Annotated in this window: 11 protein-coding genes and 2 pseudogenes; 12 read left to right on the plus strand and 1 reads right to left on the minus strand. The window is 66.8% G+C overall.

Annotation, left to right across the window (positions count from 1 at the left end; translation table 11 throughout):
* The 7 genes from CYU59_RS26085 to CYU59_RS26115 all read left to right on the plus strand — a co-directional run.
* On the plus strand, positions 1-859 hold an 859-nt coding region (locus CYU59_RS26085), incomplete at its 5' end, for an HAD-IC family P-type ATPase (protein ID WP_293004181.1).
* 5 nt (positions 860-864) lie between these two features.
* Positions 865-1,356 (plus strand): hypothetical protein, encoded by a 492-nt coding sequence (locus CYU59_RS26090; protein WP_293004182.1) that lies wholly within the window; start codon positions 865-867, stop codon positions 1,354-1,356.
* Between the two features lie 249 nt (positions 1,357-1,605).
* Entirely contained in the window at positions 1,606-2,694 is a 1,089-nt protein-coding gene (locus tag CYU59_RS26095; RefSeq protein ID WP_293004222.1) for a PLP-dependent cysteine synthase family protein, read from the plus strand.
* Between the two features lie 93 nt (positions 2,695-2,787).
* Complete coding sequence (locus tag CYU59_RS26100; protein ID WP_363115339.1) at positions 2,788-3,807, plus strand: ornithine cyclodeaminase; 1,020 nt, start codon at positions 2,788-2,790, stop codon at positions 3,805-3,807.
* A complete protein-coding gene (locus CYU59_RS26105) occupies positions 3,798-5,159 on the plus strand; it encodes a Y4yA family PLP-dependent enzyme (RefSeq protein WP_293004183.1) in 1,362 nt (453 codons plus the stop codon). The genes CYU59_RS26100 and CYU59_RS26105 overlap by 10 nt, the downstream gene beginning before the upstream one ends.
* The gene (locus CYU59_RS26110; RefSeq protein WP_293004184.1) at positions 5,156-6,571 is read left to right on the plus strand and encodes an MATE family efflux transporter; all 1,416 of its coding nucleotides are present in this window, start codon (positions 5,156-5,158) and stop codon (positions 6,569-6,571) included. The genes CYU59_RS26105 and CYU59_RS26110 overlap by 4 nt, the downstream gene beginning before the upstream one ends.
* Positions 6,572-6,840: 269 nt before the next feature.
* Positions 6,841-7,125, plus strand: a complete 285-nt coding sequence (locus CYU59_RS26115; protein ID WP_293004185.1) for a hypothetical protein — start codon at positions 6,841-6,843, stop codon at positions 7,123-7,125.
* A gap of 128 nt (positions 7,126-7,253) precedes the next feature.
* Here CYU59_RS26115 and CYU59_RS26120 read toward each other — a convergent pair whose 3' ends face one another.
* A complete protein-coding gene (locus CYU59_RS26120) occupies positions 7,254-7,544 on the minus strand; it encodes a metal-sensitive transcriptional regulator (protein WP_293004186.1) in 291 nt (96 codons plus the stop codon).
* Between the two features lie 227 nt (positions 7,545-7,771).
* Here CYU59_RS26120 and CYU59_RS26125 point away from each other — a divergent pair.
* From CYU59_RS26125 to CYU59_RS29115, 5 genes and pseudogenes are all read left to right on the plus strand, one after another.
* Positions 7,772-8,914: pseudogene (locus CYU59_RS26125) on the plus strand (permease); the annotation flags it as partial.
* Between the two features lie 239 nt (positions 8,915-9,153).
* Positions 9,154-10,590 carry a multicopper oxidase family protein gene (locus tag CYU59_RS26130; protein ID WP_293004224.1) on the plus strand — a complete coding sequence of 479 codons (1,437 nt, stop codon included), beginning with the start codon at positions 9,154-9,156 and terminating at the stop codon, positions 10,588-10,590.
* Between the two features lie 91 nt (positions 10,591-10,681).
* Positions 10,682-11,034: pseudogene (locus CYU59_RS29105) on the plus strand (PPE family protein); the annotation flags it as partial.
* A gap of 366 nt (positions 11,035-11,400) precedes the next feature.
* Positions 11,401-11,964: a hypothetical protein gene (locus CYU59_RS29110; RefSeq protein ID WP_363115352.1), complete on the plus strand. Its 564-nt coding sequence runs from the start codon at positions 11,401-11,403 to the stop codon at positions 11,962-11,964.
* A gap of 67 nt (positions 11,965-12,031) precedes the next feature.
* A complete protein-coding gene (locus CYU59_RS29115; protein ID WP_363115343.1) occupies positions 12,032-12,715 on the plus strand; it encodes a PPE domain-containing protein in 684 nt (227 codons plus the stop codon).
* The last annotated feature ends 252 nt before the right edge of the window (positions 12,716-12,967 follow it).

Below are 12,967 nucleotides of genomic sequence, written 5' to 3' on the forward strand. Positions count from 1 at the left end.
GGCCGCTGGGCACCTCGGATCGCTACCCCTGCCGGAACACTTCGCGAGCATCGACGGCCACGGTGTGCACGGCGTCGTCGACGGGCACACCGTCATCGTCGGCCAGCCGTCGCTGCTGGCGGCACGGTCTCACCACCTCAGCGACCACCTCACCCGGGCCAAGATTCACGCGGAGAGCCAGGGCAAGACGGCGGTCGCCGTCGGCTGGGATGGGCAGGCCCGCGCTGTCTTGGTGGTCGCCGATGAGGTCAAAGCCACCAGCGCCGCAGCGATTGCCCAGCTGCGTCACCTCGGGCTCACACCCATATTGCTCACCGGTGACAACACCGTCGTCGCCCGCCAGATCGCAGCGCAGGTCGGCATCGATGAGGTGATCGCCGAGGTCTTGCCACAGGACAAGGTCGAGGTGGTGGCCGGGTTGCAGGCGGCCGGTAAGACCGTGGCGATGATCGGCGATGGCGTCAACGACGCCCCCGCGCTCGCGCACGCCGACCTCGGGTTGGCGATCGGCACCGGCACCGACGCCGCGATCGAGGCCGCAGACATCACCCTGATACGCGGAGACCTGTGCAGCGCCGTCGACGCGATCCGGCTGTCCCGCAAGACATTAACGACGATCCGGGCCAACCTGTTCTGGGCATTCGCCTACAACGCGGCAGCGCTCCCCGCCGCGGCCCTGGGCATGCTCAATCCCATGCTGGCCGGGGCCGCGATGGCGCTGTCGAGTGCATGTGTGGTCGCCAACAGCCTGCGGCTGCGCCGATTCCGCAGCACGGCGCCCGTCGGTGCAACGACATCAATCCGGTACCGCCGCGTGACCGCCACACCTCGCCCCATACCGGTACGGGGTATAGAGTGACGGCTGTGGGTAGCTCAGCGATCCTGGATCGCCGCGCCGTGCAGATGCACCGCGGCGGGTCGGCGTTAGTCGCTCGATCCCGCGCCCCGCGGTCGCTGATCGCCGGAATTGCCGTCGCGGCGATGGTATTCGCGATCATCGGTATCGGCGCCCACCACGGCGAGCACAGCGAGCACGGCGAGCATCACCATGGGCACGGCATCGCGCATGCCGGGCTGACCACGACCGGACATGTCAGCGCCGTCGGCGGCCGTCACTCCTTCCTGCTGGGTGGGTCGGCCGCTTCGCATCATCCTGAGCAATTGACCAACGCGGTGCGGCCCCATCATCTCGGCACCGGAGTCGCGGCCGGTGTCGGTGCCGTGATCACCGTTATCGGCGTGGCCGCCGCCGCCTTGTCGTCGTGGACGTGGGCCGGTCGCGATCCCCCGCGCAGACCTTTGTATGCCATGAGTGGTCGATCTCTGCTGACCAGGTTCTGCCTCGCCCGCCGCTGACTAGTCAGCGCCAGGCCGTTGTGCGCTGTCACGACGGCCAGAGCCCGCTGTCTCTGTCGGCGGTCACGGCTTCGTCGTGGCCACGTGCCCAGCGAGGAATTCATGAACCACGTTCTGCCTATCACCAGCGCGCTCGCGCACACTCCGCACCACACCGCGCTGCAGCGCGGGCCCGCCATGCCTGCGCAGACGCGCGCCGCGCTCCCCCAGCGCCGGCATGCGCCCGACAAGTACCGCCGGATCGGCGCCATGGTCGGCAACACCCCGGTGCTGTGGGTCTCCGAACCGTTCGCTTCGGGCCAGCGCGGATTCTGGGCCAAACTGGAGGGCGCCAACCCCGGGGGAATGAAAGACCGGCCGGCCATGCATATGGTCGAACGCGCGCGATTGCGCGGAGATCTTCTACCAGGCGCGCCGATCATCGAATCCACCAGCGGCACACTAGGATTGGGGCTAGCGCTGGCCGGGATGGCCTATCATCACCCCGTCACGTTGGTCACCGATCCCGGCCTGGAACCGATCATCCGGCAGATGCTGGCAGCCAACGGCGCCACCGTCGACGTCGTGGACGAACCCCACCCGGTCGGGGGCTGGCAGCAGGCCCGCAAAGACCGCGTCGCTGAGCTGATGACAGCGGCGCCCACGGCGTGGAATCCCGACCAGTACAACAACCCCGACAACGTCGACGCCTACCGGCCGCTGGCCGAGGAGCTGCTCGAGCAACTCGGCGAGGTCGACGTGTTGGTCTGCTCGGTGGGCACCGGCGGTCACTCGGCCGGCATCGCCCGGGTGCTGCGACGCGCCAATCCCGACCTCAGGCTGATTGGGGTGGACACCGTCGGCTCGACGATCTTCGGTCAGCCCGCCGGCACGCGGCTGATGCGCGGCCTGGGGTCGAGCATCTATCCCCGCAATGTCGACTACGGCGCATTCAGCGAAGTCCACTGGGTCGCCCCCGCAGAAGCCGTCTGGGCCTGCCGCACGCTGGCCGCCACGCACTACACCAGCAGCGGCTGGAGCGGGGGAGCGGTCGCATTGGTCGCGGGCTGGGCGGCACGCAATTATGCGCCCGGCACCACGATCGCCGCCGTGTTCCCCGACGGGCCGCAACGCTACTTCGACACCATCTACAACGACGACTACTGCCGCCAGCACAGCCTGCTCACCGACACGCCACCCGAACCCCCCGAGCAGATCGGCGCGCCCACCGACACCGTCGTGCAACGCTGGACGCGCTGCACCACCGTGGCCGACCCCACGGCGTCGGCTCCCGCGGCTGCAAACGACAGGCCGTCGACGCCGGGCCGGCACACCCGGTCGCACCCCCTCTCCGCCTAGAACACCCGCGGCTGGCATGAGCTGGCGACCGCAAGGCCGACGACCGCCACTGGCCGCACCGACGATCACGACATCAACAGATTGGACTTTAAAGTGACGAATCCTGCAGCAAGCCAGCCGGTCCAGCACATCGCCTCCCGCGAGGGAGTGGCGTTGCCGGTGCTGACCCGCAGCGATCTCGCCGACATCCCGTTGTGCCCGCGCGACGTCATCGAGGCGGTCCGCGGGGCCTATCTCAGGGTCGCGCAGGGCTCGTCAGTGGCGCCGGCGAAAATCATGATGCGCTCCCCGCACCGCGACTCCGCCGCCTACGCCATGCCCGGCTACGACGGCGGGCTGCAGGTGACGGCGTTCAAGGACTATTACATGCAAAACGATGACGGGAAAAAGGAATACATCACCATCGTCTTATACGACGACCGGTCCGGAACGCCGATCGCGTTCATGGACTGCACGCGGGTCACGACGCTGCGCACCGCCGCCAGCACCGCGCTAATCGCCGGTTCGTGCGCCCGCGAGGGGGCGCGCACCGCGATGGTCAGCGGCTCGGGCGCTCAAGCTCGCGAGACATTCCCGTTCCTGCTGGCGGCGCTGCCTGATCTGGACCGGTTACTGTTGTTCGCCACCCACGCCGACGGGATCGCCTCGGTGGTCGCCTATGTGCGCGAGCAGCACCCCGGCCGCGACATCGAGGTGGTGAGCGACCCCGAACATGCCGCGGGTGAATCCGACATCCTGGTGGCGACGTCGGCGGGGCCGGCCACCGCCGTCAAACTGCGGACCAGCTGGCTCAAACCGGGCTCGCTGTTCATCTCGGTGAACGGAACCGGGGTCCATCCCTCGTCGCTACGCGACGCTGACTACGCGGTGGCGACCAGCGCTGGTCAGCTGGCGGTCACCGGTCGGCGCTTCGTCAGCGACGACGGCGCGTTAATTCTGGATGCCGAGCTGCCGCAGATCTTGGCGGGGACCGCGCCGGGCCGCCGCGAGGAATCCGATCGGGTGTTCGTGTTCAACAGCGGCATGGCGATCACCGACATCCCGGTAGCCCATGCGCTGGCCACCCAGGCCATCGCCCGTGGGCTCGGGCAGGAGATCCACTTGTGGAGCTGACCCGCCACACGGTGTCCTTACCGGCGTTTGAGCCGCAGTGGTGTCGTGGACTGCGAGCCGACCCCCACTTGCTGGGCGACATCCACCACGCGGTGGGCGGGCCGTTCCACGTGCTCTACCCGCCGCGTTTCGCCCGGAACCTGCGCGCCTTCACCGGAGTGATCGCTGCCGCCGGAATCTCCGGTCAGGTGTATTTCGCCAAGAAAGCCAACAAAGCGCTGTGCTGGCTGCGCGAATGCGCGCAGGAAGGTGCCGGTGTCGACGTCGCCAGCGTCCCCGAACTCACTGGAGCGCTCGGCCACGGTGTGCGCGGCGCCGATATCGTGGTCACCGGCCCCGCCAAGAGCGATGAACTGTTATGGTTGGCGGCCCGCCATGGCGCGTTGGTCGCCGTGGACGCCCTCGACGAGCTCGACCGGGTGATCGCGCTCGGGCGCGCCGGGTTGCCTGCGCGGATCCTGCTGCGGGTGTGCCCGGACGTCAATCCCGACAGCCGATTCGGCCTGTCCCTCGCGGAGCTGCACACCGCAGTGATCAACTGCCGTGACGCGAGTCCTCGAGTGCTGATGCAAGGATTTTCCTTCCACCTCAACGGATACGAGGTTGCGCCGCGAGCCCGGCTTGCCGACCAGCTGATTGATCTTCTGCTCGAATGCCGCACGTTGGGCCTGCCCGCCACATCGTTGTCCATCGGTGGGGGGTTCGCCGTCAGCTACCTTGACGCTACGACCTGGACCCGGTTTCAGCACGAGCACCGCGACACAGATTTCCACACCGGTAAAACCTTCACCCACTTCTACCCCTACCACCAGTCGGTCACCGGGGCCGACATGCTGGCGGCGATCCTTGCCAGCCCCACCGCGTCGGGGCATAAGGCCCTGGGTGACAAACTCGCCCAGACACGGACCACGCTGTTGATCGAACCCGGCCGCGCACTGCTCGACGGAGCCGGCGTGACCGTCTTTCCCGTCCAGGGCTTCAGGCGGCGCGGCGACTACGGCATCACCACCGTCGCCGGACTGAGCATGAGCCTGTCCGAGCAGTGGAAGTCCAGCGAATTCCTGCCCGACCCCGCGCTGTGGCCGGACCACGACTCAACCACACCCGTTGAGGTCCGCAGCTGCGTTGCCGGCGCCAGCTGTCTGGAATACGACATGATCAGCTGGCGCAAAATCAATTTCACGCGCGAACCACGGCCCGGCGATCTGCTGATCTACCCCAACACCGCGGGCTATCAGATGGATAAGAACGAATCGGCCTTCCATGACGTGCCGCTACCTCCGAAAATTGTGCTCACCGACGCCGCCAGCCGGTTTCGGTGGCGCCTCGACCGCAGCAGCCCACACCCGTGAGCCACGGCCGCCGCACAGACCACCGGCGCGCGTCCCAGCTGGCCGGCAGCAGCCGACAACTGATCGCCCTGGCCGCCCCCATCGCCGGTGTCCAGTTCGCCCAGGTCGCATTGACCACCACCGACATGGCGATCATGGGCCTCATTGGGGTGCAGGCCATCGCCGCGGGCGGGCTGGCGGCGGTGCTGTACAACCTTTTCCGCACGATGTGCGTTGGGGTGGTGACCGCGGTGGGCAACCTCGTCGCCGGCGCAGCCGGTCGCGGCGAAACACGCTCGGCCTCCGATAGCCCCGACGCAGTCGCGGGTGAGGAGATCCGGGCAACGACCCGCTCGGGGTGTCTGCTGGCCACCGTGACCGCCGCCCTGCTGGCCGCCGTGTTGATCGCCGCGAGCTACGTGTTACCTCTGGTCGGGGTCGACGCAGAGGTGATGGCGCGCGCGCGACCGATGATCATCACCCTTGCCCCTGGCCTGGTACCGATGGTCTGGCTCAACGTACTTCGCCAATTCAGCGTCGGCATGCGCCGTCCCGGGCCTCTGCTCACGGTGTCCATCGCCTCGATCGCGCTGAACGCGGCCCTCGATTTCGCGTTCGTCTACGGGCTGTTCGGTGCGCCGAAGCTCGGTTTGGCCGGTGTCGGGCTGGCCACCACGATGGTGCAAATCCTCACCGCCGCCGCCTTCTACACCGTCGTGCGCCGCGATACGCGGCTGGCGCCGTATCTGTCGGTGAACCTATGGCACGCTGATTCCGCGACCGTGCGCCAGATCCTGCGCCTGGGCTGGCCGATCTCGGTGACCTACGGCTCTGAGGCCGGCATCACCTCACTGGCGGCGGTCATCATGGGCGCGTTCGGGCCGGTCGCCCTGGCGGCCCACAATGTGGTGACCCAACTAACCCGCATCGCTTTTCAGGTCAGCATCGGCCTGTCGCACGGGTCGTCGATTCTCGTCAGCCGCGCGATCGGTCGACATGACATCCGCGACGCGCACCGTATTGCCACCGCAGCGATCGCCTTGGGCGCGGCCACCACCGCGCTGCTGGGGCTGATTTATGTGGCCGTACCGAGCTGGGTGTTGCGCCCATTCCTTGGGCCGGCCGACGCCACCACGATGTCGGTGGCCAGGATTTTCCTGCTCTTTGCCATCCTGCAGCAACTGGTGGATTTCACGCAGAACATCGCCGTGGGTCTGCTGCGTGGAGTCGGCAACACCCGCTACAGCTTGCGGGCAACATCCATCGGCTACTGGGCGGTGGGCCTACCGGCCATGCTCCTGTTCGCCTACCCCGCGCACCTCCGCGGACCGGGCATCTGGCTGGGGCTCAGCGCCGGCTTCGCCACCACCGCCGTCCTGCTGTGGCGACGCTTCCGCCGCGACCTGGCCGCCGCAGCTGATAACAGCCCCTAAACCTGATCCGCGGCCGTGCGCCGCGACCCTGTTGTTGGGTCCGCCGATCCCAGCTAGCGACCACGACGCGACCCTTCCCCGGTCCATTTACCCATCCTCAAACCCTAGGTACGTATACCCTACGGGGGTATAGTATCTGGTGTGGAGGCGATGCCCAACGACGAAGCCGATCCGCGACGCGGAAGCCTTGTCCGCGCCCACGCCAACGGCGTACTGCCGCGCCGCATCGACGTCACAACCGCTAATCCATCGACAGAATGAGGACGATCATGAGTCCCACCAGAAAAGCCGCCGCCGGCGGTCTCGTCGCCACCGGCGTCGGCCTGATCACCGTATTCAGCGCCGCTGCGGCTCAGGCGCAAACGGCGCCACCACCACCTGCGGCGCACAGCGTCATCTGCCCGAGCGACCTCGAAGTGCACTACCTTCCAGACCCGTTGGACACCAACGCCTACTTCGTCTGCCGGGACGGAGTGCAGACCCAGCACATCGCGTGGCCCACCGATCGCGAAACTGGTCTTCACGACGCCACCGAGGTGCGCACCACAAAGTAACCACCACATGGCGTGATGTCAGGCGCCGCAGCGCAATTGGTGCCCCTGGTGGGACATGTTGCCGGTGACCGCAGTCTTTGACTGTCATGGAGCCGCCGCAGGGACGGGTCGCCGCCCCGCTGTCGTGACTAGGAGCGAACGAGGCGGGCGATCGCTGCTGAGGCCTCGGCGAGTTTCGCCTGCGCGTCCTGTTCGGCGTCGCCGACCGCCTCAGTGAGACAGTGCCCGAGGTGATCATCGAGGAGAGTCAGCGCCACCGACCGCAGGGCACTGCTCACGGCGTTGATCTGGGTGAGGACGTCGATGCAGTACTTATCCTCGTCGATCATTTTCGCGATCCCGCGCACTTGGCCCTCGACACGGTTGAGCCGCGCGGCATAGTTGCTCTTGCCGCCTGTGTAGCCCGGTGCGCTCGCCATGGGGCGAGTCTAGCTGAGGATACCCCGGCTGGGTATGCGTGAGCGCGCCGCCGAATCCGCTGCCGCGCTGCCCGCGCCATACGCGGTTCGCGCCGGCCAGCGTGCTCACGATCGCGGCCGTCTGCGGCCCGAGTCGCCCGCGTGCACAGGTCGCTCCCTCGTTGACTCGATACCCCATGGGGGTATAGGTTGGTCGCGCTGGTGACAGCGAACACGGCGAAGGAAGGGTGATCCAGGTGGGTGCGATCGGGCATGCGTTGGTGCTGGCGGGCGCGATGACATGGGAGATCCTGTGGGCGCTGATCCTGGGTTTCGGGCTGTCGGCGGTGGTGCAGGCCGCGGTGCGGCGCTCGACGATCGTGGCGTTGCTCGGCGATGACCGACCGCGCACCCTCGCGGTCGCCACAGTGCTCGGCGCGGCATCCTCGTCGTGCTCATATGCCGCGGTCGCGTTGGCCCGATCGCTGTTCCGCAAAGGCGCGAACTTCACCGCTGCCATGGCTTTTGAGATCGGGTCCACCAATCTCGTTGTCGAACTGGGCATCATCATGGCGTTGCTGATGGGCTGGCAGTTCACCGCCGCCGAATTCGTCGGCGGGCCATTGATGATTGTCGTTCTCGCGGTGCTGTTCCGGCTGTGTGTGCGCTCCCGATTGATCGACGCCGCCGCCAAGCAGGCCGGCCTCGGGCTCGCCGGTTCGATGGAAGGCCACGCCGCGATGGACATGTCGGTCGCGGGCCCGGACACGGTGTGGCGCCGCATCGGTTCCAGGCAAGGTTTCACCGCGATTTCGCATATTTTCGTGATGGAATGGGCTGCGATCGTGCGCGACCTCGTGCTGGGGTTGTTGATCGCCGGCGCCATTGCAGCATGGGTGCCTGAATCCTTTTGGCAGAGCTTCTTTTTCACCCAACATCCGGTGATCTCCGCGCTGTGGGGGCCGATCGTGGGCCCGTTGGTCGCCATCGCGTCGTTTGTATGCTCGATCGGCAACGTGCCGCTGGCGGCGGTGCTGTGGAACGGTGGCATCAGCTTCGGCGGGGTCATCGCGTTCGTGTTCGCCGACCTTCTGATCTTGCCGATCTTGAATATTTACCGCAAATACTACGGTGCGAAAATGATGTTCACCTTGCTCGGCACCTTCTACGTCGCGATGGTGGCCGCCGGATATCTGGTCGAATTGCTCTTCGGTGCAACGGGTCTCATCCCGACCCAACGTCATGCGAGCGTGATGGGCGCCGGCATCTCGTGGAACTACACCACCTGGCTGAATATCATCTTCCTGCTGATCGCCGCCGCGCTGGTGGCCCGCTTTCTCACCTCCGGCGGAGTGTCGATGCTTCGGATGATGGGCGGTTCACCCGATTCCGCTGACCAGCACCACCATCACGACGGTCCCAACGGCGGGCACCTTCACGGCGGGTGCACACCCGCACCTGATGAGCCGTCGGCAAGCCGACCGGCATGCGGCGATGATGAGACCAGACCGAACACCGATCAACGATGACTCCCCAGCGACCTGTCCCGGTGTCGACCGCGACCGAATCATCTTCATTATCAACGGTGTTGAGCCGGCGAGCATTCGTGACCGCCACGATCGCCGCGGGGATGACGCTGGCGGGCTGTCACCGGTCCCCCGCCCCGAACGCCGGCCTCGCCGCCGCGATCAACGCAGCCGAGGCCGCACGTCCCCGCAGCGGGCGGACGGTCACCGCATCGTTGACGCCGCAGCCGGCGACCATCGACCTGGGCGGCCCGACCGTGCGCACGCTGGCCTACGGCGCCAGCGTGCCCGGGCCGGTGATCCGCGCCAATGTCGGCGATGAACTCGCCGTCACGGTCGCCAACCGGCTCGATCGCTCGACCTCGGTGCACTGGCACGGGATCACCCTGCGCAATGACATGGACGGCGCCGCGCCGGCCACACCGGACATCGGCGCGGGCCGCGATTTCACCTACCAATTCTCGGTCGCCCATTCCGGCACTTACTGGGCGCATCCGCACACCGGTCTGGACACCGACTACGGCCTGTACCTGCCGGTGATTGTCGACGACCCGGCCGATCCATCACGCTATGACGCCGAATGGATCGTTGTCGTCGACGACTGGTCCGACGGGGTCGCCAGGTCCCCGAAACAGATCTTCGACGACTTGCGCCGCTCACCGCCGGACCCCAACGGCGACATGCCCGGCATGGGAGGGATGCCCGGCCCGCGGGCATCCCGCGCCAGCGCCCTGCTCGGCGGTGACGCCGGCGACGTCAGCTACCCGTTGTATCTGATCAATGGTCGTATCCCGGCTTCGCCGAGCACGTTTGGCGCCAAACCGGGTCAGCGGATTCGGCTGCGGATCATCAACGCCGGTGCCGACACCGCCTTCCGGGTCGCGTTGGCGGGCCACCCAATGACCGTGACCCACACCGACGGCTACCCCGTGGAACCGGCCGTCGTCGACGCGTTGCTGGTCGGCATGGGTGAACGCTACGACGCGGTGGTGACCGCCGGTGACGGCGTCTTTCCGTTGGTGGCACTGGCAGAGGGAAAAAACGCCCTGGCCCGGGCGATCCTGTCCACCGGCGCCGGTGACGCACCCGACCCCAGTTATCAGCCACCCGAATTGCAGGCCCGGGTGGGCACGATCGATATGTTCACCGCGACCCCGGACGTCGATCTTGGATCGGCCAAACCCGACACGCGACTGTCCGCCAATCTGGGTGGTTCAATGACCAACTACGTCTGGACCATCAACGGTCAGCCCTACCCCCAGAGCCGGCCGCTGGCCGTCGGCCAAGGGCAGCGAGTGGCGCTGACATTCGTCAACGACGGCGCCCGGATGTGGCACCCGATGCACCTGCACGGCCACACCTTCCAGGTGATCAAACCCGACGGCAGTCGCGGGGCCCGTAAAGACACCGTCATTGTGCTTCCCAGTCAGAAAGTGACCGTCGAGCTGCTCGCCGATAACCCCGGCGTGTGGATGCTGCACTGCCACAACACCTATCACCAGGAGGCCGGCATGATGACCCGCCTCGACTACACCACCTGACGGTCGAGGGCAGCAGCAGCAGATAGATTTCGGGAATTACCCAACGGAGGTTAACTCCGCTCGCCTGTATGCCGGTGCTGGCGCCGGACCGATGCTGGCCGCGAGTCAAGCCTGGGACGCCCTGGCCGGCGGACTTCATGCGATCGCCGATTCGTATCTTCGATGGTTTCCGGGTTGACGTCTGGTCCGTGGATGGGTCCGGCGTCGGTGTCGATGGCTTGCGCGGCCGCCCCGTATGTGAGTTGGCTGCGGGCTGTCGCCGCTCAGGCCGAAGAGACCGGCGCCCAGGCGAAGTCGGCGGCCGCGGCCTACCAGGCGGCCTTCGTGGCCACGGTTCCGCCGGCGATGGTCGCAGAGAACCGAAGCCTGTTCGCGACGCTCGTCGCGACCAACCTGTTCGGCCGCAACAGCCAAGCCATCGCCGCGAATGAAGCGCAATACTCGCAGATGTGGGCGCAAGATGCCGCGGCCATGTACGGCTACGCGGCGTCCTCGGCCACCGCGACCCAGTTGCCGACTTTCGTTCCGCCACCACACAACACCAATCCGATAGGCGCGGCCGGCCAATCGGCTGCGGTCGACCTTGGCGCCGCCTCCGCCGCGGGCAACGTGCAAAGCACAATTCAGCAGGCTTTCACGGCCGTGCCGTCCGCGCTGCAGGGCGCCGCCGCGGCGCCGGTAGCCGCGGTCGACCCGCTAACCACCATCAGTAATCTCATCGCCGTGTTCGCCGATCTGCCGGCTGCTATCGCAACATTCACCGCCGACATTCCTCTCGGTAGCCTCGCGCTTGTCGCACTCCCCTTCGGCATGGTCGGCGCGCTGAATGGTAGTCATACCGACCGGATCGTCAGTGGGTGGAACGGCGAACAGGCCTGGCCGGGCGAGGGTCCGGCTCCGGTCAAGCCGTTCCCTGCCCCGCTGCTCAACCTGCCGAAGGGCACCGTGCCGACCAGATTGTCCGCGGGCCTTGCCGACGCACACCACATCGGCGGGCTGTCGGTTCCGCCGAGCTGGACGATCGCCACACCGGCGGTCAAGCCTTCCGCGGTGACACTTTCCGTGCTGCCAGCGATCGGCGCCGCGGAGTCGATCTCGGGCGCATCGGGAACGACGCTGAGTCAAATGGCGCTGGCAGGAATGGCCGGGCGCGCGACGGCCGGGTGCGTCGGCATCGGCGGCGTGATGGCCCGGCCCAGGGACTCGCTAGACGTGTTCGAACGCAAGACAATTGATGATGCCACTAAGACCACGCCGCGGAAGGTGGTCACCGGTGTCGCGGCCGAGCTGCGCGAGTTCACCAAGCTTCGCGACGAAGGGATTCTGACCGACGAGGAATACAGCGAGCAGAAGAACCGCCTGCTGGGTCGCTGAAACGCACACCGGCTTTTGGGGGTACGCCCAATGAGCCGCGTGACAAGGATAACGGGATTGCGCAGCAATGGAATTCGGTTTATGTCAGCCGGATCCCGACTTCGGCCGAATGTGTTCCGGTTCGGCGTCGTCGCCGATGGTTGCCGCGGCGCAAGCCGGGGCGGCACTTGCTGACGAGCTGTACAGCGCGGCAGGCGGCTACCAATCCGTGGTTTCGGAACTGGCATCCGGTGACTGGTTCGGCCCCAGCAGAACACCGACTCTGGCTCGTCGGTCGGCCCGCCCGCCGCCGACCCACTCTCCACCCTGGCCAGCTCATCGCGATCTTTCTATGCGGCAAGACAGTGCCGTGATTCCCGGTGATGTGCCATACGTCATGATGGGTTCGATGACCTTCCAGCACCGTAAATCTGTAAGTGATTTGCTGCGTGTTGGTATCGCCGGGCTCGACGACCGCTGTGGCGGAGCAGGTGAAGCCATCGGCCTTCACCTTTCGGTGCACCGCGGCCGCCCCGTCCACGTAGGCGAGCGCGGCGAACACGTCAGGCGGCAGGAGGGTGAAACATCGGTGAGGCTGCCGCCGGACTGTGCCCTCGGCCGCCAGGCCGGTCGATTACGACGCCGCCCCTTGCGCACTACGGACCGTGATGACCGGTGCCGCGGCCGCGGCCGCGATCAGCAGCTCGTAATGTGCTCGCATCTTCGCCGCGCCGCGCGCCGACGGCCGGATGAGCGAACAGGGATACGCTAGGCATGGAAGCAGTGCTGCAGGCCTGATCACTCAGTAGCTCATGTGGCGATACGTCGCGTCGTTGCGGGTAGCCGCCGCCGGAGTTTTTTGAAGCTTTTTGCTCAAGCTCCGGGCGTGCGAGAACTGCACCGCGACAACGCTTATCGCCGGGAAGCGTGTTTGTGAACCTGCCTTAAGCACGCCGGCCGACGATCAGGGCCGCAGTTATCAGCTCTGATCGCCGGCCGACGGTGCGGGCCAGAATCAGATGCC

It is taken from the genome of Mycobacterium sp., from assembly GCF_002863225.1.
Classification (GTDB): Bacteria; Actinomycetota; Actinomycetes; order Mycobacteriales; family Mycobacteriaceae; genus Mycobacterium.

Coding starts and splice junctions, on each gene's coding strand:
- CYU59_RS29115 (WP_363115343.1), top strand. CDS start 12,032: ATGGAATTCGGTTTATGTCAGCCGGATCCCGACTTCGGCCGAATGTGT.
- CYU59_RS29110 (WP_363115352.1), top strand. CDS start 11,401: ATGGTCGGCGCGCTGAATGGTAGTCATACCGACCGGATCGTCAGTGGG.
- CYU59_RS26095 (WP_293004222.1), top strand. CDS start 1,606: ATGGTCGGCAACACCCCGGTGCTGTGGGTCTCCGAACCGTTCGCTTCG.
- CYU59_RS26130 (WP_293004224.1), top strand. CDS start 9,154: ATGACGCTGGCGGGCTGTCACCGGTCCCCCGCCCCGAACGCCGGCCTC.
- CYU59_RS26115 (WP_293004185.1), top strand. CDS start 6,841: ATGAGTCCCACCAGAAAAGCCGCCGCCGGCGGTCTCGTCGCCACCGGC.
- CYU59_RS26120 (WP_293004186.1), bottom strand. CDS start 7,544: ATGGCGAGCGCACCGGGCTACACAGGCGGCAAGAGCAACTATGCCGCG.